The organism is Thermus sp. CCB_US3_UF1, assembly GCF_000236585.1.
Classification (GTDB): Bacteria; Deinococcota; Deinococci; order Deinococcales; family Thermaceae; genus Thermus.
Genome location: NC_017278.1, coordinates 176,683 through 199,357, shown reverse-complemented (window position 1 = coordinate 199,357; position 22,675 = coordinate 176,683). Strand labels below are relative to the sequence as shown.

Annotated in this window: 15 protein-coding genes; 2 read left to right on the top strand and 13 right to left on the bottom strand. The window is 66.8% G+C overall.

Going from position 1 to position 22,675, the window contains the following annotated elements; genetic code table 11:
- Positions 1-423: 423 nt before the first annotated feature.
- The 8 genes from TCCBUS3UF1_RS00845 to TCCBUS3UF1_RS12305 all read right to left on the bottom strand — a co-directional run bounded on the left by TCCBUS3UF1_RS00845 (position 424) and on the right by TCCBUS3UF1_RS12305 (position 17,115).
- Positions 424-1,515, bottom strand: a complete 1,092-nt coding sequence (locus TCCBUS3UF1_RS00845; RefSeq protein WP_014514485.1) for an IS4 family transposase — start codon at positions 1,513-1,515, stop codon at positions 424-426.
- A gap of 524 nt (positions 1,516-2,039) precedes the next feature.
- A complete protein-coding gene (locus TCCBUS3UF1_RS00840; RefSeq protein ID WP_014514592.1) occupies positions 2,040-6,485 on the bottom strand; it encodes a hypothetical protein in 4,446 nt (1,481 codons plus the stop codon).
- The gene (locus TCCBUS3UF1_RS00835) at positions 6,482-9,175 is read right to left on the bottom strand and encodes a hypothetical protein (protein WP_231291401.1); all 2,694 of its coding nucleotides are present in this window, start codon (positions 9,173-9,175) and stop codon (positions 6,482-6,484) included. Before TCCBUS3UF1_RS00835 ends, TCCBUS3UF1_RS00840 begins: the two co-directional genes overlap by 4 nt.
- A gap of 118 nt (positions 9,176-9,293) precedes the next feature.
- Positions 9,294-11,960 carry a DUF11 domain-containing protein gene (locus TCCBUS3UF1_RS00830; protein ID WP_014514590.1) on the bottom strand — a complete coding sequence of 889 codons (2,667 nt, stop codon included), beginning with the start codon at positions 11,958-11,960 and terminating at the stop codon, positions 9,294-9,296.
- 16 nt (positions 11,961-11,976) lie between these two features.
- Entirely contained in the window at positions 11,977-12,465 is a 489-nt protein-coding gene (locus tag TCCBUS3UF1_RS00825) for a hypothetical protein (RefSeq protein WP_014514589.1), read from the bottom strand.
- Between the two features lie 398 nt (positions 12,466-12,863).
- Positions 12,864-15,413 carry a DUF4832 domain-containing protein gene (locus TCCBUS3UF1_RS11460; protein ID WP_014514587.1) on the bottom strand — a complete coding sequence of 850 codons (2,550 nt, stop codon included), beginning with the start codon at positions 15,411-15,413 and terminating at the stop codon, positions 12,864-12,866.
- A 50-nt stretch (positions 15,414-15,463) separates the two neighbouring features.
- On the bottom strand, positions 15,464-15,688 hold the full coding sequence (locus TCCBUS3UF1_RS00815; RefSeq protein ID WP_014514586.1) for a hypothetical protein: 225 nt from the start codon (positions 15,686-15,688) through the stop codon (positions 15,464-15,466).
- The gene (locus TCCBUS3UF1_RS12305) at positions 15,685-17,115 is read right to left on the bottom strand and encodes an HD-GYP domain-containing protein (RefSeq protein ID WP_155983234.1); all 1,431 of its coding nucleotides are present in this window, start codon (positions 17,113-17,115) and stop codon (positions 15,685-15,687) included. Before TCCBUS3UF1_RS12305 ends, TCCBUS3UF1_RS00815 begins: the two co-directional genes overlap by 4 nt.
- 124 nt (positions 17,116-17,239) lie before the next feature.
- Here TCCBUS3UF1_RS12305 and TCCBUS3UF1_RS11545 point away from each other — a divergent pair, with 124 nt between their 5' ends.
- Complete coding sequence (locus tag TCCBUS3UF1_RS11545) at positions 17,240-17,410, top strand: EAL domain-containing protein (RefSeq protein WP_014514584.1); 171 nt, start codon at positions 17,240-17,242, stop codon at positions 17,408-17,410.
- A 70-nt stretch (positions 17,411-17,480) separates the two neighbouring features.
- Entirely contained in the window at positions 17,481-17,669 is a 189-nt protein-coding gene (locus tag TCCBUS3UF1_RS00805) for a hypothetical protein (protein WP_014514583.1), read from the top strand.
- 81 nt (positions 17,670-17,750) lie between these two features.
- Here TCCBUS3UF1_RS00805 and TCCBUS3UF1_RS00800 read toward each other — a convergent pair whose 3' ends face one another.
- The 5 genes from TCCBUS3UF1_RS00800 to TCCBUS3UF1_RS11870 are packed head-to-tail and all read right to left on the bottom strand — an operon-like array spanning position 17,751 to position 22,668.
- A complete protein-coding gene (locus TCCBUS3UF1_RS00800) occupies positions 17,751-18,734 on the bottom strand; it encodes a zinc-dependent alcohol dehydrogenase family protein (RefSeq protein WP_041433627.1) in 984 nt (327 codons plus the stop codon).
- 56 nt (positions 18,735-18,790) lie between these two features.
- The gene (locus TCCBUS3UF1_RS00795; protein ID WP_014514581.1) at positions 18,791-19,474 is read right to left on the bottom strand and encodes a hypothetical protein; all 684 of its coding nucleotides are present in this window, start codon (positions 19,472-19,474) and stop codon (positions 18,791-18,793) included.
- 48 nt (positions 19,475-19,522) lie between these two features.
- Positions 19,523-20,059 (bottom strand): hypothetical protein, encoded by a 537-nt coding sequence (locus TCCBUS3UF1_RS11875; RefSeq protein ID WP_014514580.1) that lies wholly within the window; start codon positions 20,057-20,059, stop codon positions 19,523-19,525.
- A gap of 16 nt (positions 20,060-20,075) precedes the next feature.
- Positions 20,076-22,487: a C1 family peptidase gene (locus TCCBUS3UF1_RS00785; protein WP_014514579.1), complete on the bottom strand. Its 2,412-nt coding sequence runs from the start codon at positions 22,485-22,487 to the stop codon at positions 20,076-20,078.
- Positions 22,488-22,497: 10 nt separating this feature from the next.
- Positions 22,498-22,668: a hypothetical protein gene (locus TCCBUS3UF1_RS11870; protein WP_014514578.1), complete on the bottom strand. Its 171-nt coding sequence runs from the start codon at positions 22,666-22,668 to the stop codon at positions 22,498-22,500.
- Positions 22,669-22,675 lie beyond the last annotated feature (7 nt).

Genomic DNA, 22,675 nt, shown 5'->3' with positions numbered 1-22,675 from the left:
ATTAGAGCTTAGCTGAGTGGTTTGGGTAGCTGTTTGGTAGGATGTCGTTGGGAAGCCCGCAGCAAGAAGAATACTTGTGTGGATTGTGGAATTGTCGTAGTGGACCAAAATCCTGGGTTTAAAAGTTAGGATGTAACGGACATCTGCAGTTACATCCTCCTTAAGGCGGTAAACAGCTACTTGCCTACCAAAATTCGTCGCCAGCGTGACGGCTTGATCGGCAAACTCTGCAGGAACAACAAAAGGCCCCCCTGAGAAGTTAAGGTTGCTCTCAGCTAGGGCAGAGGGTAAAACGCGCTCTGCGCGTGCCGAGAAGTCCACTCCATCTTTGGGCTTCCCTGAGCGAATGACCCAGTACACGGGAATCTTGTTTTGGAGCAAGTGGTTGACCAGACCATAGGCAGCTAGGTTAAAGGGGGTTCCCTATGTACACGTCAAAACCTCCATAGGGCATAACCCCAAGGGACTTCCGCGCCTTCCTCCCCCTGCACCCCAGAGGGCAAGCGCCCAAAGGGTGAGCAGGTCCAGCCCCGCCCGGAAGAGGCTCTGTCCCAGCCTCCCGTGCTTCTTGGGCCTCACCGGACGCACCCGGTGCAGCACAAGCCCCGTCCGAAACGCCCACACGAAGGCCAGGCTCAAGGGGACCAAAAGCCGCGAAAGCCTCTCCCCCCGCGTCACGTGCGTGGCCTCCAGGTCAAATCCCCGCCCCTTCAGGGCCCCAAAGAGCCGCTCTATCCCCCACCTGAGCCCGTACACCTCCAGCACCCGGTGAGGGTCCAGGTCCGTAGCCACAATCAGCCACTCCCGGACCCCAAGGCGCAACCCCACCACCCACATGCGCCGCCCGTAGACCCAGTACCGCCGCCTGGGCACCCGGCTCTCTCCCACCTTCAGGGAGGCAAAGAGCTCCCAGGCCCGAGGGCCCGAGCCCAACCGCCACATCCGGGTGTTGGCCTTGATTCGGATGCACCGGGGGATGCCCTTCTCCTCCAGGTACCGGAACCACGCCTCCCCTATGAACTCCCGATCCGCCAGGAACCCCTCCACCCGGAGGTGGGGGAAGTGGGCCCTCAGGAAAGCCAAGGCCCTCTCCATCAGGGCGATGCGTTCGGGGGTGGAGGAGTTGCCGTCGTGGGGAAGGAAGCTCCAGAACAGGGGGACGGCCAGGCCTTGGTACAGGAAGGCCAGCATCAGGAGGTTGACCTTGCTCTTCCCCAGCTCCCACTCGGTCCGGTCCATGACCAGGAGGAGCCCTTGGGGTCGGAGGAGGGCGAAGATGAAGCGGGCATAGCCCTCCCCGTCCAGCCCCGGCCAGGCCAAGAACCGCTGGAACCTTCGGTAGGCGGAGCGGGGGTCAGGGCTGGCTATGGAGCCGAGGGAAAGAGCGAGTCTGGGGCCGCTTGTGGTGCGGGCGGTGACCAGAGCCATCACCAGGGCGGCCAGGAAGGTGAGGCGCCTGAGGTCGGCCTTCCAGTATCGCTTCAAGGCGTTGATGAGTGGGGTAAGCTGTTCCATGGGGACCACCTCCTATGGGTACCTGCCCATCCACGTGGGCGCAGGTCCATCCTAAAGGGGTGGTCCCACGTTTTGACGTGTACTGAGGGGGGTTCCACTCAGGTTTTGCAGACTGTCATTCATGGGGATGACAAGGGAACCTGCTTGTAGTGGGAGAGGATTGGAAGGAGGGGATGGCAGATCAATCACTGGGAAGTTGCTGCCTCTAATGGGAAGGAGAACAAGGGCAATCAAAAACACAAAGGCACCTGTTGGCCTCCGTATCAGCTTCCATACCTTCCATTGCTTCAGTGAGAACAAGAAGGCTGTCCAAAAGGCGTACACCCAGGCGAAGAACCCTGCCTGGTGAATGGGGTGAGGGGAAGCGGTACAGGCAGCACCCCCACAGAATCCACATGCGCAGGGCCCACCTCCACCGTTACCCCTAAGCAGCACAAGGAATAGGGCTAGTGGCAAACCGCTTAGCCAGGGGAAGGTACGGGTCAGAACCGATTTGGCTCGCCTGAGAAGGAGAGCTAGGAATTTCATCGGCTACCTCCAAAGAGGTCCAGGCGCAGGTAAAGCCCTTCGGGCTGCAGAAGGCTTTCCCCAAAGCCGTAGCCTAGATTGAGCCAAAGCCCCTCCAGGGCCCGCAGGCTGAACTCCGCGCTGGGGGCCAGGCGGCTTCTTCCTGTGGCAGGCTGGAAGACATAGTAGAGGGCAGCCCCTAGGCCAAAGCGTTCCGTGAGGTACAGGTTGCCCCCCAGCCCCACCTGGAAGGTGTTGGCCGCGGGGTCCTGGGGCTTCACCCGGTAGGCGAGCCCCGGGCGGAGCTGGAAGCCCGGCTGGTGGTAGGCAAAGAGGGCCTCTCCCTCCAGCACGGGCTCCCCCTCCCAGAGGAGGCGGTGGTAGGTGAGGAGGTTGGCCTGGGGGGCGAAGAGGGCGTAGGCCAGGGTGAAGCGGCCCTGGGGCCGGGGCAGGACCTGGTAGGCGAAGTCGGCGGAAAGGGTGTTCTCGGGGTCCAGGCTGCCTGCCGCCCCACCCTTGAGGACCAGCTTCGTTTCCTGGGCGAAAGCGGTCTCGGCCCCTAAGGTGGCGCTGAACTCCTCGGCCTTGTACCGGGCGGCAAGGCCGAAGGAGGTGAGGCCTTCCCCCCTGGCGAAGCTCCGCTCGGCCCCGGCGCTCAGGTTCAGGCTCCAGCGCTCGTCCAAGGGCAGGGGGGCCTCCACGCCAAAGCGGGCCCGGTTGCCCTGGCCAGAGGCGGTGGGGAGCTCGTAGGAAAGGGCCAGGTTGGCCCCCTGGAAGCGCTGCTTCAGGGCCACGGTGCCCCCAAAACCCTCCCCCCAGGTGTAGGCCAGGCCCGCCTCGAGGCCCAGGTTGGGGTCCAGGGGAAGGCCAGCATCCAGGCGGGTGATGGCCTTGGCGGGGCCCAGGGCTTGCGTGTGGGTGAGGAGGAGCCGCCTGCCCCCCTCCTCGTACCCCGCGCGGCCCAGGAGGGCCAGGGCCCCCTCGGTCCAGAGGTAGCCCAGGCCGGCCCCCAAGGAAAAGGGCCTGGTCCGGTACTCCAGGAGGAAGGCCGTCTGGGCTGGGGTGGTTTGCTCCAGGGCCACCCCCAAGGAACCCTCCTCGTAGGCCAGGCGGGCCTCCCCCTGGAGGCCCCGCACCCCTTGGGCCAGGTCCTCCGAGCGCAGATCCCCCCGGAGGCGGAAGGCCCCGAGGCGGGCCTCAGCCCCCAGGGCCAGGCTCAGGCGGCCCTCGGCGTAGCCCGCCCTAATGCCCAGGCGGTCCGTCCCCTCCTGGTAGCCGAGCTCGGCCCCATACCGCCAGGCCCCCAGGTAGGCCGCGGAAAGGCCAAACCGCCAGCCCCCTCCCTCGTAGGCCGCCCCCAGGCCGTAGGCCAGGAGGTCGCGGGGGGCGTTTTGCGGGGCGTACTCCGCCACCAAGTAGACGGGGGCCAGGTCGGGGGTGGTGGGGAAGAGGGGCCGGGCGAGCTGGAGGTTGCCCAGGTCATCCACCGCATAGTCCCGGCCCGCCTCCAGGCGGGTTTCCTTGGAGCCTTCTACCAGGGTCAGGGTGAGGGAGCCCGGCCTGGGGGGCTGGGAGAGGCGGTAGAAGGAGGTGCCGTCTGGGCGAATGGTTTCCCGCACGATCCCTCGGGGCAGGAGGGCCAGGAAACCCTCGAGGCGGGCCTCCCCCCGGGTGCTGAGCCTTAGGGCCGTGGCCTCGGGAAGGGAGGCTCCTAGGGGAGCCCGCTCGTAGGCAAGGGTAAAGCCGGGCTGGTCATAGCGGAAGGCTATGGGGTCATCGGAGGTGAGGGGGCGCTTGGGCTCAGCGGCGGCCCCGGTGACGGGGAAGCGCTCCTGGGTGAGCTTTTGCCCAAGCCCCCCTGCGGTGTCCAGGGCCCCCTGGGCCTGCCCCCCAAGGAAGGGCCCCTCGGCGTAGGCCCGGGCCAGGCCGAAGGGGTGGAGGTTCTCCAGGCGGAGGCCCGCCCCCGGGTCCCTCAGAGCCACCCCCACGCTCCCCTGGGCCAGCCAAAGCCCCTTGGCCCCTTCCCCGGCGAAGAAGCGGGATTGGGCCTCGAGGCGGTTGAAGCCCACCCGCACGTAGAACTCCCGCGGGGCCACCAGGGGGCGCAGGAGGAGTTCCCCCCGGCCATCCTTGAGGAGGATCTGGTAGCCGGAGAGGGCCAGGAAGGCGTCGGGGTTCAGGGGCTCCAGATCCGTTTCCACGCTCAAGGGCCCAAAGCCCGAGGGAAGCCCGTTTTCGTCCAGGGCCTCCACCAGGACCCTGAGGGGGGTGCGCCCATCGGTCTTGGCCTCCACCAAAGTGAGGCGCAGGCGCACGGGGTTGCCGGCCCGGAAGACCTCGAGGCGGTCCTGGGCCACCCCCTCCACCTCCAGGAGGTTCCGCCCCACCCGGAGGGGCACCCCGTAGTACTCCAGCCGCTGCCAGCCCCGCCCCTCGTCCAGCTCCGCCTTGCCCAGGCGGTCTTGGCCCACGGGCTCCCCGTTCACCCTAAGGACAAGGGGCCCCAAGGGCGCCTCCACCACCACCCGGATGGCCCCCTGGTCCTGGAAGACCTGGCCGTCCTGGGGCTCGCGGATCGCCCCCTGCCGCTCCCCCTTGAGGGGCTTGGCCCTGCGGTATTCGGCTAAGCTGGCCGCCCCCTGCAAGGGGACCTCCCGCCCCGAGGCCAAAAGGGTCAGGCCCGGCTCCGCCAGGGGGGGCAGGGCCTCCCGGTGGCGGAGGAGGAAGCGCACCTCGCCCTCCCCCTGGAAGGGAAGGCGCCAGTAGAGCCTCCCCCCTTCCTGGAGGAAAAGGGGATCCGCCAGGGGAAGGAGGCTTCCCTCCCGCAGAATCCGGGCGCTTCCTGGCACGTACTCGGCTCCCTCGGGCAGGGAGAAGGCCAGGAGGAGTTCCTCCCCCCGCCCCTCCACCCTAAAGGGCAGGGCCATCTCGGAAAGCCGCTCGGGCAGCAACAGGGGCAGGGCGGCTAAGGAGGCTTCTGCAGGGAAGGCAGCCGGGACCTCGCCCACGAAGGCGCTGGCCCGGTTCACGTGGAGGCCCGCAGGCACCCCAGAGGCCTTCAGGGGGAAGATCCGAACCTCCCCCGCCTCCAGGAGGCCCTCCCAGGCCAGCCCTTCCATGGGCAGGCCCTTGGGGGGGGTGTCCAGCAGCCGCACCCGCACGGGGTGGTCCGCGGGGTTATGGACCTTGAGGAGGAAGGTGGCCTCGCTGCCCTCCAGGATCCGCTGTGGGCTTACCTCCTTGCGGAGGTCCAGGAGCACCCGGGCAAGGGGGACCTCCGCCCTCACCCCTTCCCCTTGGTGGCGCAAAAGGGCCTGGCAGACCCCTTCGGCCTCGAGGCCAAAGCGCACCTGGGCCCGGTAGGTGTGGACCGTTTCTCCCCCAGGGGGCAGGGTGCCCTCAAAGCGGGCCCCCGAGGGTTCCAGAAAGTCGGGGCAGGTGTCCTCCAGGACGTAGCGCAGGGGGGCCTGGCCTAGGTTGCGCACCACTAGGCGGTGCTCCACCGCCTCCCCGGGCAAATAGCGGCGGAAGGGAAGCTCGCGGGCCAGAAGGGGCTTGGGGAGGAGGACCTCCACCCTGGCCTCGGCCCGGGCCACCACCCCTTCGGGCCCCAGGAGCTCCGCCCGGTTCACCGCTACCCCTTCCCCCACCACCCGGAAGGCCACCTCATAGCTCCGGGCTTGGCCTGCCTCGAGGTAAACCTCCTGATCCAGGCCGGGACCCTCGAGGCCCTCCCCGCCCAGGTCCCTTAGACGCACCCGCCCGGCCTCATCCCCTTGGTTAGCCACCGTGAGGCGGAAGCGGGCCTCCCCACCCCGTTCCACCCTGGGGGTCAGGGCCTCCTTGCGCAAGGCGAAGGTGGCCTTACGGTAAAACTCCACGCCGGCCGCCCGTACCAGGCCATAGGGGGCAAGCACCCCCCGCACCTGGTACTGCCCCACCGGGCCCCGCACCGCCACAGAAAGCTCCGCAGGCCGACCCCGGGAAAGCACCCCCACAAGCCGCGTGGGCGAAAGGGCCTCCAAGCCCTCCGGTAGCTCCAAGGCCAGCTCCCCAGGCAAAAGCCCGGGGTAGTCCGTGGTGGCCCGCAAGAGGAAGCGGGCCTCCTCCCCCTCGGGAAGCCGCTGGGAAGGAGGCGTGAGGACCAGCTCCACCCGGGGCCGCAGGCGGTAGACCACCTCCCTCCTCTCCCCGGGAGCTAGAACCACCTCGCTAGGCCCCTCCACCTCCGCTCCCTCGACCAGGAAGGCCAGCGGGTACCTGCCAGGGGCCAGGGCAAGCACCGTCTCCCCCACCACCCGGCGCTCCTCCCCGCCCGCACGCAACAGCCCCTCCCCAGGCCGCTCCCCTCCTGGTAGATCCAGGAATACCCGTACCCTGAGTTCTGCCTTAGGGGCTTCTGAAGCCCCAACTACCCCTTGGATGAGCAAAAAGGCCAGAAGCAAGACCAGCCCAAACCTCATGGATACCTCCAACGCACCTCAGGGTCAGTGAGGATGGGACGCTCCAGGGGATAGGCTAAGACCTCCTCCCCCTGGAAGAGCCCAAAGGCAAAGACCCTTTCCCCACCCCCCGGCAAGGGGTCCCGCAGGGTCAGCTCGGGAAGGGCCTCGAGGCTGCGCACCCGTAGCTCCGCCAAGGCCTTCCCGGCCACCTCCACCACCCGCTTCTCCACGGAAAGAGGGCCCATGCGCAAGGTGGTGGCGCGCAAGACCCTCACGTACCCCTTGGGAACCCGCAAGGGGAAGTCCGCCACCGTGGCCCCCTGGACCAGGACCCGCTTGCGGTACCCCTCCCCCAGGCCTTCCGGCAGGGGAAGGGGAGCAAAGGGCGCGGAGTCCGGGTCCAGCATCACCTGGTGAAGGCCAGAAAGATTACGGAAAGCGTACCGTCCCATGGCGTCGGTAAGGGCCTGGGTGCCGTTGCTGAGGAGAATCCGGGCCCCCGGCAAGGGCAGATCCCCCTTGCCGAAAACCCCATCCCCATCCAGGTCCAGGAAGACCCGGCCCAAGAGGACCCCCCCCAGGGCGAAGGGGCCTAGGTCCAACCTGGCGAGAGCCTGGGCCCTGCCGCTGGCCGTGGCCGCCCCGTTAGCGCTTAGGCCCTGGGCCTCGGCGGTGTTCACCAGTTCTTCTGGGGCCCCGGGGAGGAGGCGAAGCTTGTACTCCAGGCAAATCCGGCCACGGCCCGGGAGCTCCAGGCCCTCCCAAAGGAGGAGGCCCTCCTGCACCTTGGGTTCCAGGGGCAGTTTGGAGGCGCCGCATCCCAGGAAGGCGGTGCCGGGCTCGTAGGCCGTGCCCGGGGGAGGCAGGTCCCTGAGGCGCACGGTAAGGAGACTAGGGGAAGGGTTTTCCAGGGTCAGGCGGTAGAGCAAGAGGTCCCCCACCCGGGCGCTTTTGGGGCTTACCTCCTTCCGAAGGAGGAGGCGTACCCCGAAGACGGGGTGGCGGGTGGGGGGAGAGAGGATGGGCTGGGTCAGGTCCTGGGCGCGCAGGGAAAAGGCGTTTTGGACCAGAGTGTCGTCGGGCGTATCCTCCCGCACCCGCACCCGCAGGGTGAGGCGGGTCTCCCCTAGGGGGAGGGGGTCCAGGTTCCAGACCACCAGGCGGCGGGTGGGGTCCCACAGGCCCCCGTGGGAGGCCTCCACAAACTCCAGCCAGGGGCTTAGGGCATCCTCCACCCTGGCTCCCCGCAGGGGGGCAAAGGCGTTTTGGATCCGCAGGGTGTAGACCACCTCCTGACCCGGGCGCAGGGTGGTGCCCGATGGGGGGTCGGCCTCCTTCCAAAGGGTGAGGGCCGAGGCGGGCAGGACCTCCAGGAGGTCCCAGGTGGCGTTGCTGGCCCCCGTGGCCCGGGAGGTGGCCACCACCCGGGCGGTAAAGCCCATGGGGGCTGAGGGGCGGAGGCAAAGGGAAAAGTCCCGGCTCTCCCCTGGGGAGAGGGTAAGGGGGAGGCCCAAGGGGGTGCCGGTGGGGCCTTCCCACCAGAAGTCCACCCCTTGGGGAAGGCCCTCCACCCTTAGATCGTAGGTGTCCTGGCCCGTGCCGGCGTTTTCCAGGGTATGAGCGAAGCAGAGGGTCTGGCCCTCGAGGCCCCGCTGGGCCTGCCGGTCGTCGGGGGAACCCTCCCCGCCGGGGAGGGCCCTGGGGTTGCCCCTCGGCCCCAGGTGGTGGGCGTAAAGGGGAAGGACGCGCAGGGAAGCCCTAGCCTCCACAGGCCCTCCAGGTCCCTCGGCCCGGGCCAGGTTTTCCACGAATCCTGGGGGGGTTCCTGGGGGCACGAGGAGGCGGAAGGCAAGGAAGGCCTCCTCCCCTACCCCTAGCCGCTCCAGGACCAGGCGCACCCCGCGCACCCCAGACGGCTCCGAAGGGGCCCATAAGGCCCCATCCCAGTACTCCACCCGTCCCTTGGGGGCCGAGGCCGAGCTGGGTACGAAGGGGAGGGGCAGGGGGGCGTCGGTCGCCACCACCCCTTGGGCCTCCCTGTCCCCCAGGTTGCGCACCCTCAAGACCACGAGGACCTCCTGCCCTGGGAGGGCCTCGAGGGGCATCCCCTTCTGAAGGGCCAGGACCGGGCCCGGCTGGACCACCACCCTCGCCCAGTTATCCCGATCCTCCTGGCCCTCGGGGCAGGAAGCCACCGGGCTCAAAAGAAGGGCACCAGAAGCGCCAGAAGGGGCTTTGACCCGCAGCACCAGCCGGAGGCTTTCCCCCATGGCCAGGGAAACCTCCGCCAAAGGGGAAGCCCCCGGGTCGGGCAGGGCATCCCCATCACGGTCAGGGTAGAGGTGGACCTCCTCGGGGTTCCAGTCCCTTGGACCAAAGAGGTGGGAAAGCCGCAAGGAAAAACGGTCATTCCCCCCGTTGGTCAGGAGGAAGGGAAGGTAGGCGTACCCCCCAGGGCTCACCCCGGCTTCTTGCCCTGGGAGGGCCGTGGTCCCATCAGGAGAAAGGAGGGGAACGCAAAGGGGCCTCACCAGAACCTCCACTTCGTTGGAGAGGTACCGCTCCCCTCCCGCGTAGGCCACAGCCTGGTTGCGGATCACCGTTCCCGCAGGGGTCAGGGCGAAGGCGATGGAAAGGAGCCAGAGGAGGGCCCCAAAGCTCTTGGGCCACATCCTGTTTCGCCCCAGCATCCCCATCGCCTTCTTCATCCTCTACACCCCCTGTGAAAACCCTTTGAAAGCTCTTCTCAAAACTTCCTCTCTGGTTTCCGCACGCCCCCTGGAGGGGGGCTCCGCCCCAGGGGCTCCTGGGGCGGAGCTAGAGAAGCTACTGAACCTGCACCTTCAGGGTGATGGTGACCTTGGCCGCAGGCAGCATGAAGTCGGCGCTAGTGATGTTGCCGTCGCCGTCCGTGTCCACGCCCACGTACACCACCCCACCCGCCGGCAGAGAGGTGGGAGGCGTGGACGACCAGGTGGTGCCGTCCGTGGAGTAGAGGATCGTGGCCCCAGCAGGGAAGCCCGTGGCCGTGGCGGAGATGCTCACAAAGGTGGTGTGGTGCGGCAGGGGATCGGAGATCTTCACCTCTTTGAGGTTCCCGGTACCGATGTTCTCGGCGGTGACGGTGTAGGTGAGGACGTCCCCGGGGTAGGCCGTGGACTTGTCCACGGTCTTTTGCAGCCGGAGCTCCCCGCCCACGATGGTGGTGGTCTCCGTGGCCGTGTCCGTGGCCTCGTAGACGTTGTCCGGCGTACCCGTGGTCACGTCACAGTTGGCGGTGACGGTGTTCACGTCCGTCCGGCCCACAGGCTGGCCCGCGGGTACCTGGAGGCGGACATAGATGGTGGCGGTGCCGCCATTGGGCGCCACGTACACATCCGTCAAAGCCCCATACCAGTTGCTCCCGTCCGTGGAGTACTGGTAGGTCCAGCCATGGGCCCCGCCATTGCCAGAGATGTCGCAGTAGGCCGGGGCATTGGAGCTGTTGGTGAGGGTGTGGGTGTAGACCAGGGTCCCCGGGCTGGTCACGGTGCCGGAACGGTCGGGGTCTAAGGTGACCTGGGCCACCAGGTTCACGGTAACCGTACTGGAAACCACATCGCTCACCCCGGGTAGCGTGGTGCTGGTAGCGGTGAAGCCCACGGGGTTGCTACCGGGCGCCGTACCCGCGGGTACGGATACCGCAGCCACCACGCACTGCTTGGCGCCAGGGTTCAGCAAGGCGGTGTTGGTGATGGGCGCTCCATCGGGCATGCCGTCGCAGTTGGCATCCGGGTAGAAGATGGCGCTCCAGCCACTCGGCAGGCTGGCGGCCAAGTTGTAGACGTCTGGGTTCTGACCGGCGTTGTACACCTCCAAGGGGAAGTAGGCTGCCTGGCCAGGGTTGGCGCTTTGGGCTGGCGGGTTATCGTTGCTTTGGTCATTGTCCCCTGCCCGGCCCCTGGCGGCCAAATCCACGCCATAGCCCAGGAGAACCTGGGTCACCGTGTCCTGGGTAGCGTCCCACTTGGAAGGATCGCCTACGCTCGTAGCTGTGACGGTGATGTTTATGGCAGAAGCGCTGGTGTAGCCCGCCGGCACCTGGCAGCGCAAGGCAAAGTTCAGGTCAGCCCCCGCCGCCACAGGACCCACCGGGCCAGAGATGGGCGTGGCGAGGTCATCGGCCACCAGCTGGCAGGCCCAGCCCGAGGGCTGCCCGCTAGGGCTCAAGGTGAAGCTATCGGCCGTGTTCCCCGTGTTCCTAAGGGTGTGGCGGAAGATGACCGTGGTCCCGCTGTAGACGGCGCTCACCGTCTGCTGGTCCGCATTCCGGGTGATGGTGTAGGCTCCCACCAGGTAGGTGCCGGTACCGTTCCCAAGGGGGTACCCGTAGGGCCCTACCTGGACCGCGTAAGCAGCCCCCACGGTGTTGGTGGTGGTGTTGGTGGTCACGGTCTCCCCGGGGTCGTCGGCATCCCCATCCCCGTTGGCGTCGAACCGGACCACGGCGAAGTTGCTGTAGCTGGTGCCGGCAGGGACACCCGAGGGTACCTGGGCCTGGAAGCTGAAGGTGTACTGGGCTCCCTGGGGGAAGAAGGGTCCGCTACCCTCAATGAGCATGCCGATCCTGACGGTCCCGTTGCCGGTGAGGGGCAGGTTAGAGCTCGTAAGGGTGGACCAGCCGGAACCGGTGTTGTAGACAAACCGGACGGTACCCGCCCCCGCGGAGCCAGTAGGCATGGCGGTCACCCGGAGGCCATTCGGGATGACGTCCTCTATGAGGATCCCCGTCCGGGAGGTGCTGTCCACGGTGACGGGGTACCCGTACGCCCCACTTCCGCCGGTGTTGGCGCCGGAGATGGTGTAGGTGATGGGGGTCCCAGGCGCGACGCTTCCGGAGGGGGTCGCAGCCTTGAAGGCCGTAAGGGCTGCCTGGGCCGTGGCCACCGCCCGGGCCCAGTTGTTGTTATCCACTACGCTGGCATTGCCTTGGGAAGTTCCCACCAAGTTGAGGTTGCCGTACTGTCCGGACGTGGCCCCACTGGGGATGACCGCAGCCACCACCAGGCAGGCCTCGCCGTCCGCCGGCAGGGTCACCTGGGTGACCTGCCCCTCCCCGGCGTCCACGTTGCCGTTGCAGTTGGCATCCAGGTGGATGCGTACGTTTTGCAGGTCAAAGTTGTCGCTGGTGCCCTGGGCTATGGACAGGTTGATGGTGTCGGTGCCGTTACCGTTGTTCCTCACCCGGTAGTTGAAAAGCACCTGGGACCCGGGAAGACCGCTGCGGACCTGGCCGGGATTGCCCTCGTTGTTCCCGTCAGGGGTAATGGTAAAGCTGTAGACCTGCTGGACGATGGTGGTGACCAGGTTGGACGTGGTGGTCCTAGGCTGGCCGGCCGAGTCTATGTAGGTGGCGGTGGCCTGGTTGGTGATGGCGGTACCCGCAGGGGTACCAGCCGCCAAGGCCAGGCCCATCAGCACGACCAAAAGAAACCCTACATGTATGCGCTTCATCCTCCTCAAACCTCCTTCACTTCACAACCGTGCGCAGGGACACCTGCACCCTGGCGCCCTTAGGCATCTCGGGGAGAACCCACCTGGCGTGCGTGTACTCCTCTGGTTTGACCTCCACTTCCTTTTCCACCTCCTTCCCGTTTTCCACCACCCGGATCCGCTTCTTCAGGGGGGGGAAACCAAAGGTCTTCCCCCCGTCAAAGCTGAACTCCGGGCGGATGGTGGCCGAACCAAGGCTTAGGGGCTTGGCGGTCCCCTCCAGATAGCGGGTTTCCTTGGGAATGGGGATCACCAAGGCCACCTGGCGCAGGGCCCCTTGGGAGCGGTTCTCCGCCAGGAGGCGCCACTCCAGGAGGTCGCCCGGCCTGACGCCCAAGGGGTTCTCTTCGTAGGTTTCCTTGCCTTCCACCGCCTTTACCAGATAGGGCCGGAGGTCCAGGTTAAGGGCCTGGGCCAGGGCCACGAGCAAGGCTAGGAAAAGGGCTGGAACAAGGGCTTTGCGCATACCTACCCCCGGTAGATCATCCCGAGGGCGTGTGAAAACCGTGTGAAAACCCTCGAGGCCACCCCAGCCCCACACCCACGCGCTTTCCCCTCGAGGGGAATGAAGCCCTTTTCACACCAAAGGCCCCCGCAGGGATCCTGACCCCTCCGGACCTCGCGGGCATAGGGCGGCTTTTTCCCTCGCTCCTCCCGGGGCCAGCCTTGGCCTAGGGGGCCCCTACCCTCTGCGCCTCGGAACTCCCACCCCTGTGAAGGCCTTCGGGACCCAAAACCCCGGGTGCGGATCCCGATCTCCGGCCCAGGCACGGGAGAGGTGGGGGCCAGGCCGCAGAAGCTGAAAACAGGGAACCCTCAGGCCAACCTCCCCGGGCAGGGGCCGGGAGAGGGGCGGAGACCCTTCTACCTAACCTCCACGACAAACCCCAAAGCGTTCCGCCCCTCCCGGCGCTCCAGCCGGCTCGCCAAGGGAACGCTGTAGGCAGGGTTATTGGGGAGGTCCGGGTCATAAATCCGCAGCCACAGGGCATAGGTCCCAGGCTGGCCCGGGGCAGGAACGGTGTAGGCGTACATCCCCTCCTCCCCCGGGGGCGGGCCGTAAAAGCCCGTGGCCTGCAGGGTGCGGGCCACCCTCAGCCCGTCCCCCTCCCGGATGAAGACCAGTTCCAGCCCCTTGGGGTTGTAGAGCCCCCCAAAGCCCTGGTTCTCCAGGTAAAGCCTCACGGTAAAGGCCTGGTTGGGGGAAAGGTGCACGCCGCTCACCTCCACCCGCCTCAGGTAAAGCCGGTACCCCAGGTCCCGCTTCAGGGCCTCCAGCAGGGTACCTGTCCCGAAAGGCTGGCTCCGGAACCAAGCCATCATGTCGGGGTGGTAGAGGAGGTTGAGGTTGTTGTAGCGGTAGCGACGGAACTGCTCGTACACGTACCGAGCAGGGTCCTCCCCGGAAGGGACGTGGGGAGCAGGGGTGCAGGTCTCCCCTCCCATCACCGTGAAGCGGTTGTCCTGGCTCCAGTACTCCTTTTCCCGCTCCTGTTGGGGACCTGGGGTGTAGTAGTAGGTGCCGTAATCGTCCGCTGAGGCCAGGAAGCAGTCGTTGTGGGCCCCCAGGCGGGCCTTGAGGGTGTTCCCGTGGGCCTCCTGGGGCGTAAGGGGGGTGAAGGAGGAGGGGCTTGGGTAGGTGCCCGCCACACCCCCTTGCGCCAGCTCCACCAGCTTGGCCTTGGCCATGGGGTAGCGCAGGGCCACCTTCCGCCCGGGAACCTCCCCGAGAAGGGCCTGGACGATCTCCAGGGTGGCGGCGTTGGGGAGTTTGCGGTCGTAGTTCTGCCGGCCGCAAGGGGGTTGCGCACCCTCCTGGTAGCCAGGAAGGGGGTCCATGAGGGCCGCCTCGGGGCTTGCCGAGTGCCACTCCCCCCAGGGGCCGATGAAGCCCGCCTCCAGGTAGGCGATGACCCCAATGCGGGACCTGAGAACCGGCCCCAGCTGGGCGATGTGGCCCAGGATCCTGGCCGTGGGTGGGTCGCAGTAGGTGGGTCCTCCGGCGCGGTTCTCATCGGGCCGGTAGGCGAAGCGCAGGATCAGCTTCACCCCCGCCGCCTCCGCCGAGGCCAGGTCCTGGGCCAGGGTGTGGAGAAAAGCCTGGGGAAGGGTGTCCTGGCCGGCGAAGGCGTGCAGGTAGTACACCCGGCGGATGAGGCGCACCTCAAACCCTTGGGCCCGCCATTGGGCCACCAGGCCCGGGGCGTCCAAAAGGGGGGTGTTCGGGTAGTGGGAGTCCACGGAAAAGCCCCGCTCCGGCCCGGGCACCTCGCCCCCCTCGGGCAGGAAGTCAAAGGCCTGGCCCGATGGAGCCCCCATGAGCCCCTTGAGGAGGTTCACCTTGCCCGCCACGGGGGTTCGCCAGTCATCCTGGAGAATCCCCCCCGTATCCCCCGAGTTGGGGTTCAGGGCCCAGTAAAACCAGACCTTGACCCCCTTCTGCCGCAGGTACAGGGCAAAGCGGTCCTGCCACACCTGGTCCTGGCCCGTGTACCTGCCCCCAAACTCCCCTACCCCCCAGGGGAGGCCCCGCCCCGAAAGGTGCCCGAAGTGGAGGTCCCAGATGGGGGGGAGGTTCTCGGGAAAGCCGGGGTGGCTGAAATAGGGCATGGCGTGCACCGAGGGCCCGTACACGTGGGGCAAGTAGAGCAGGCGGTCCCCCAGGCCCAGGTCGTCCGTGGCCTCCTTGAGGTTGCCCCCCCAGAAGGCCGGGTAGCCCCCGTGGTCCGAAAGGTTCCCCACCCCCTCCACGGCCACCAGGATCCGCGGGTTCACCTTGAGGACCTCCTGGGCCGCCTCCTGGACCAGGGCCTTCCACTCCGACCAGGTAAGGCCGTGGGGCTCGTTGAAGAGGTCTATGGCAAAAACGTTGGGAAACTCCAGGGAAAGCCGGGCCAGCCGCCTGAGGTCCGCGTGCCAGTCCCCCCTGGTGTAGCCCCGGGCCGGGTCAAAGGGCCTGCCGGGAAGGCTGCCGCCGATGAGGTCGCAGCGGAAGGTGTGGAGGTCCAGAAGAACGTGGAAGCCAAGCCCCTGGGCCCTCTCCAGCACGTAGCGCAGGCCCGCCAGGGGGCTTTGGGGGTAGCCGGGATCCCCCGTGCGGGCCCAGGGGGCCACCTGCCCTTGGTCCCGCAGGACCTCGGGGGACACGGGGAGGCGGAGGGCGTTGAACCCAAGCCCCCGCACCTGGGCCAGGAACTCCCCCACGCTCCGCCCGGCCCAGAGGCCGTGGGGGGCCCGGTCGCAGGTCTCCAGCCCGAACCAGTTGAGGCCGTAGAGGGGCAACAGGGCCCCTCCCTTGTACACCCCATCGGGCCGGGCGGCATAAGGCGGGGGAAAGGAGGGCCCTCCCTCGCGGCACCCACCCAACAGGCCGGGCAGGGCCGCAAGGAAAAGCCATAACCCTAGGCGTTTCACCTGCCCTCCGTCGCCTCAGGGAAAGCCTACACCGGGTTCTTGGGAGGTGGTTAGCCCCGGACTTCCTTAGGAGCCTCGAGGGAACGGCCCGGTTCCATCTCAATGACCAGGCGCAACCACCTTCGCCCCTGCCCGTCTACCCCCGACAAAAGGCGGACCGGCCGACCGGGCAGGTGGCGCTCCACCGCCGCCTGGAGTTCCCGGGCCAAGGCTTCCCGCTGCGCCTCCGGCAGTTCGGGGGTATCCAAAAAGATCTCCAGGGTTTCGCCTTTCATCTCCGCTTCTCCTTTCCTGTTAGGACCTTCTCCCGCACCAGGAGCAAAAAGAGCTCCACCAACCGAGGATCCAGTTTCCGCCCCGCCATGGCAAGGAGCTCGGCCATGGCCTCCTCCTCAGGGTAGGCAGGCTTGTAGGGCCGCGCCGACCTAAGGGCATCCCACACGTCCACCACCGCGAACACCCGGGCGGCCAGGGGAATGGCCTCCCCTTTTAGCCCCAAGGGGTACCCCGTGCCGTCCCAGTGCTCGTGATGGTGGAGGACCACCTCCAAGGCCGTCTGGGGCAGGAAGGGGATCCGGGAAAGCACCTCGTGACCGGCCTCGGGGTGGGTCTTGACCACCCGCCACTCCTGCGTGACAAGGGGGGCGTCCTTCTCCAGGATCTCCCGGGGAATGAAGAGCTTGCCCAGATCGTGCAGGTACGCCCCCATGCGCAGGCCCTCCAGGTCCTTCACCCCCGCCCGCTCCCCCAGAAGAACCGCCAGCTCCGAAACCCGGCGCATGTGCCCCTCCGTTTCGTAATCCAGCCGTTCCAGGATGGCGGCGATGGCCTCCAGGGTGCCCTCCACTTGCAAGCGCCTTTCCAAGTGGGCTTCCAGCTCGCCCCGGGCCACCAGGAGAAAGGTCTGGGCCTCGGGAGGCACATCCCGGGGGCGGCGAAAACTGGCCAGGACCAAAACCCCATAGGGGCTATCCCCCCGCTCCAGGCGGATCAGGAGCACGGTACGCAGGCCTGCCTGCTTCATGGGGGGAAGGGCATGGGGGTACTCCTGGTAGTCGGGGATCAGGGCAAAAGCCTTCCCTCCCTCTAGGGCCCGGGTCGCCCCTTCACCCAGGACCACCGGAAAACGGCGGTAGAGTTCCGGGTAGCCCTTGGGAAACTCCCCTGCCGCCACCCAAGGGACCAACACCCCCTCGGCCAAACCGAACAAAAAGCCCGCATCCAAACCCAGGTAGCGCAGCAGCTCCTCCAGGACCCCCCGCACCTCGGCCTCTAGGGAGGCCCCCTCCCGCAGGCGACGGGACAGGGAGAGAAGGCCCTCCAAGGTGCTGAGCCCCACCATGCGGCCCTCCCGCAGGGCCACGGCCTCCAGGAGCATCTGAAGTAGCTCCTCCTGGTCCTCGGAAAGGGATGGGGTTCCTTCGAGGGCCAGAACCAGGTGCCCCCGGTGCGCCAGGTACCCCCACCGGGCCTTGCCGTCAGGGGAAAAGCCCAAGGGGCCGGGAGGAGGGGTGGGGCCGCGGTAAGGCTCCCACTCCAGGGGCAGACGCAGGCCCCGGGCTACCCGCCCCACCCCGGCGGCCCCCACCACCCGGAAACGCCCCATCTCCGCCCGGAGAAGGTAGGCCCCCTCGGCTTGGGCCAGGTGCATGGCTCCTTGGGCCGCCCAGGCGTGAAGCTCAGGGAGGGTTTCGGCGCGCATCAGGTGAAGAAACAGGGCTACGGAACGCATGGCCTCGTGAAAGGGGGTCTACCCCCGTCCGCTCGCAATATTACCCCGCGGAAACCCAGGGAGCCTTTGAGCTCATGGTCTAGGGAAAGGTGGTATGGGCCCCATCCTGGCCCACCTGGTGGAGATGGCCCACGGCCTGGGGCTGGGGGTGGTCCTGGAGGGGGTGGAGAGGGAGGAGGAGGTGGCCTTGGCCCGCCACCTGGGGTGCGACCTGGCCCAAGGCTTCCTCCTCCACCGGCCCTCGCCCGAGCCCGTCTGCCCCTGAGGCCCCCCCGGCGAAACGCCCCGGACCCTCCTTGACCCAGGGCTGACAGGGAAGTGCCATTCTAGCATTAATGGCTTCCAAACCCCGGTCTAGCTACCGCGAGTTCTGGTTGGCCCTCCTCGGGGCCCTTTTTGGGGTATGGTTGTACGAGCTCCAGAAGGAAGGGGGATGGCAGGGGATCTGGAGGGGAATCTGGCCAGGCATCCTGTTTTTCGCGGGTGGGGTGGCCCTGGTCCTCTACGCTTACCGCAAGCGGTAGGGGTGCCCTCGAGGCCTTCCCCTTTCCCTTCAGCCCAGGTAAGGTAGGTGGTGCGTACAAGGTGCGCCCGCAAACCCACCGCTAAGGCACCAGCACCGCTGCCCCTCTAAGCCCGCCTCCCCGGAGGGCCTCGAGGGCCCGGTTGGCCTCCTCCAGGGGGAAGACCTCCACCTCCGCCCGCACCGGAACCTTCGGGGCTACCTCCAGGAAGGCCCGGGCATCCTCCCGGGTGAGGTTGGCCACGGAACGGAGGGTCCGCTCCCCCCAGAGGAGGCGGTAGGGCATGGAGGGGATGGGGCTCATGTGGATCCCCCCCAGGACCACCACCCCTCCTGGCTCCGTGTCCGCCAAGGCCTTGGGCACCAGCTCCCCCACGGGGGCAAAGATGAGGGCCCCTTCCAGGGGCTCCGGGGGGTCTTCCGTGGAGTCCCCCGCCCAGACCGCCCCTAGCTCTCGGGCAAAGGCCTTGGCCGCCTCGTCCCCTGGGCGGACAAAGGCGTAGACCCGCTTCCCCTCATGGCGCGCCACCTGGAGAAGGAGGTGGGCCGCGGCCCCGAAGCCGTAAAGGCCAAGGACCTCCCGGTCCCGCACCATCCGGTAGGCCCGGTAGCCGATGAGCCCGGCACAAAGCCAAGGGGCCAGGCCCTCCGCGGGAAGCCCTTCGGGCAAGGGGTAGGTGAAGGCCGCCCGGGCCAGGGTGTACTCCGCATACCCCCCGTCCCGCCCGTAGCCGGTGAACTCCGCCTGCGGACAGAGGTTCTCCTGGCCTCGGCGGCAGAACTTGCAGGCCCCACAGGTTCCCCCCAGCCACCCCACCCCCCGCCGGGCCCCCAAGGGGATGCCCTCCACCCCCTCCCCCAGGGCAGCCACCCGCCCCACCACCTGGTGCCCCAGGACCAAGGGCAACCTGGGCGGGGGAAGCTCCCCATCGGCGATGTGCTGGTCCGTGCGGCAGACCCCGCAGGCCTCCACCTTCAGGAGAACCTCCCCCGGACCCGGGCGGGGGAGGGAGAGATCCTCCAGGGCCAGGGGCTCCCCTACCCTCCGCAACACCATGGCCCGCATGGCCCTATTGTTCCCTGCCTGGCCCACACCAGCAACCCAAGCCCATGTCCCAGCCTTTAAAAGGCCACGCGCACGTCCTTGCTGCCAACCTCGCCATACTCCCCAACCCTCAGCACCAATGCTTTGGCCTCGGTCCCGCGGGGCACGGAGAAGATCACTGCGAAGTTCAAGGCCGCTCCCGGCAACAGGGTAAACCCCCCGCCCACATTGACCCCTGCCGGGCTGTCGTAGGCGATGGGTGGGAACGAGCGTCCATCGGCCCCGGCCAGGGCGGTATTGCCGGGGTTGTTGGTACCCAGCGAGGGAGCCACCGTGCCCGACTGTTTGGCGTTTTTGAGCACCCCGGTCACCACCACCAGCTCTTCCTGGGCATTGTTGGGCTGGATCGCCCGGTTACCCCCGTCGAAGCGGGTAGTGTAGCTCTCCATCCGCTCCACCTTCTGCACCTGCACCCGGAAGAGCCCGGTCAGAATCTGATCCCCCACCTTGCCCTGGAACTGTCCCATCAGTTGGTTGGCTCCCCCGGCGGCGCGAATCTCGTAGCCGCCCTGCACCTTGACCACCGTCTGGCCCAGGGCCTTGGCCACGTCGGCCAGCGGCACGTAGGCCACCCCCTGCACCACGATCACCCGCGTGGAGGCCACCTGCCCGTTCAGGATCAGCCGCTGGGCGCTTTGGGCCAGCGCCAGCAGCGAGAGGCCCAGCGCCAGTACCAGGATTGTTTGCCAGAGCTTGTTCATGGTCTTCTCCTTTTTCTGTGACTCGTCTTGCAACCTGAGACCTGCACCCTACTTGAACTTCTGTACCCGTTCAATGACGGCCAGGGCCCACTTGCGGTAGCTCTCGGGGTCGTTCACACTGCTGTTGGTAAGCAAGAAGGCATACTCGCGGTAGCGGAAGGCCAGGTTGAAACCCGGCTGGCTCTGGTCGCCGCGAAACAACCCGGCCTCGTCGCCCACTTGCAGGCCTACCCAGCTGGGGGCCCCCTTGCGGATTTTGCCCAGCCAGTCCTTGGCCCCTTCAGGGCTGCTGCGGAAGTATTGCAGTTGGACGACCCCACCGGACAGGTTGTGAATGCAGTAGTACATGGGCTGTACCGAGCCGATGGACTGCGCCATGGCCTGGGCCACCGCCTGGCCGCCAGGGCTGCTCAGGGGCTTGCCATCCTGCAAGAGGCCTTCGTTGCTCATCACAAAGCCCACCGAGCCCAGGGCGTTGGGGGTGTTGTTGGGGTTAAAGATGCCCATCAGGTAGCAGGGGTGAGGGTCTTTCTGGGCCAGGCCCAGGGAACCCAGTACCAGCGCAAAAATGAGGAACCGCTTCATGTGCTTCGCTCCTTTCTCAGTTGGGCGGCGGAACATAGAAAAGCCGGAAGGCAATAGAGGCCGAGCCGGTGAGGTTGAGGTCATCGGTAACATAGAGCCGGAGGGTGCCGCCGGCATTATCGAAACCACAACCGTTTGGGATGTTTTGCGCCCCAGCGGTGTTCCACTCCCAGTACTGACCCCCGCCAATGGGCTGGTTGGGCAGCGCTCGGACAGAGATGTCGATCTCGGCACAGCCGGGCTTGCTGGCTTGCCAGCTCCAGCGGTAGTTGCGATACGGTGGGGTTCCACCTACTGCCCGGCCCCCAAGCGTCACCGTGCTGCCCACACTGGCCGAGCTTCCGCTCGCGGGTTCAATGATGCTCACACTGGGCGGGCCGCTGTTAGGCGGGTTCTGCACGTTAACCGTCACACTGGTCTGGGCGCTGGCCCCGCCCTGGGCCGTTGCTGATAGCGTGAAGGTAACGCTGGCAGGGCTTCCGGGGCGAAGGGTAAAGGTAGGGTTGCAGCTACCCTGGAGGGGGAACTGGGTATCGCCCGCGTCGCTGCTCGCCCAGCGGCAGGGCAGGTCTACGATAAACCCGCTGCCATTGTCGCCCCTGGCCTGCCCGCTCAGGGTGTAGGTCTGGGTGCGGTAGAGGGTTGCGCCCGACTGGGGGCTCTGGATGCTCACCTGAGGGGCGCTGAAGTCGCGACGGGTAGCGATGAAGCCCTTGCTCGAGCCCACCTTCCCGGCCATCACCCCGGGGTCGAGGGCCAACATATAGCCCTCGTAACTCTGGCCGCCCAGTTGAAAGGTAAAGCGCCGGGGCTGGGTGGGGCTAACCGTTCCAACCAGGGGGTCACCACCAAAGACGGTACCGGTAACCTGCCCGGTGCTGGGATTTACCGCTGTTATGGAAAAGCTGCCTGCCGTCACGTCCAGCCCATCTATTTGCCAGTTGCCCAGATAAGCGCTCAGGCCCAGGCTGCCGCCGGGGGTGCCGCTCAGGTAATCCCGCAACTTGACGGCATAAAAGCCCTGGGTAGTGCCGCTACCGTCGTCCAGGGTGCCGGCTAGGGTGCGGTTGTCGTCGGCCAGGAAGCCTGTGAAACGCATGCCGCTCAACTCGCCATAGCTACGGGCCACGGTGTTGCCCCAGTCGAGGTAAAAGTCGATCTGCCGCCCGTGGATGACCCCATTGACCCGCCGGGCCATACCGTCCGCGCCGTAGTAGGTACCCAGGCGGCGGTCGGTATCGTTCTGGAACCGGAACAGACTGGGGTTGGGGATATGGTAGATGTCCAGCACCCCGCGCCAGCCGTCGTGGCTGAGCAGGTAGCGGCCAAAGAAGAGCTGGGGCGTATAGACCGCAAAGTTAGGCGGCATCACGCTCAGGATGCTGGCAGCCTCGTAAACCTTGCCCCGCCGCACAAACTCGTAGCTCATCCAGACATATCCTCCCTCGTTCCAGCTCGTGCCCCAGGAGTTTTTGACACGGAAAGCTTGCTTGCTGTCGTCGTAGCCCACCATCAGCATGGCGTGGTCGCCCCAGTCCATATCCCCGGGCATCCAAATCCCGCCCTTGACGCCTTTGCCATTATTGGGTATGCGAACCCCAAAGGCCACCTCGCGCCCAGCGGCTAGCTGGGCCTTGAACCATTCGGGGTTGGTGAGCTGACTCCCACCGGCGAAGACCGCCTGGTTGACCCGGTAGCGGCCTTCCTCCAGGGCCAGCTGGGGAAGCATCAGCCAGTCCAGCGGGAAGGGGATGCGGTAGGTTTGGCTGCGCTGGCTGAGATTGGCCTCGCCCATGGAGCGCTGCGGGCTATTGCGGGTGATGGGGGGGAGCCACTGGCCTGAGTCCCCAAAGGATTCCTGTCCATTGTACGGAGCCTGGTTTTCCAGGGGAATGCCCCGCTCCCCGTTCAAGATGCTTTGCAGCTTATAGTTTACGCTACCCCCACCCCAAACCGCCAGGAAATTCTCGGACTGACTGGGAGGCACGGGTGGGCTTTGGGTATCCAGCACGTTGACCTTGTCCTGCCAGTTTAGGAACTCCTCCGAGAGGTCCAGGGTAAGGTTATAAGCGCGCTTGTAGGCCGCCTCGAGGGCCCCCACCACCGCAAAAGCCGTGCAGGTACCCCGGCCTCCTTGGTCCTTCACCGGGGTTTGGTAAGGGGTAAGGTCCACCGCGAGGGGCAGGTTTTGCGGACCCACCTGGGCCAACCCCGGGGTGGCCGGTGGGGGAAAGCGATCCAAGTACCAGGCGGTTTCCTCGGGTTTATCCAGGCGCTTGACCTCTCCGTTGCCCAGCCGCACCGCTGGGTAACCTCCTACCGTCAAGAACTCCTGGATATCCGGACCGACCGGTCCCCCTTGCGGGGAGGGGCTGGTGCAGGCCCCCAGGATACCCAGAAACAGCGCCAACATCAGCTTGGGCTTCATGTGACTCCCGTCAAGACAAGCCCTCGTGATGGAAGGCGGCCTCAAGCCAGGCCACCAGTTCCAGGGGGCTCGCGAACTCAAGCACCTCTCCTGCCCGCTCAAGGCGGGCCTGCCAGGGGTGGGTTTCGTCCGGCAACCGCACGATGAGCCGGTATTCGCGTTGGCTTTCTTCCTCGTCCACGCCTCAC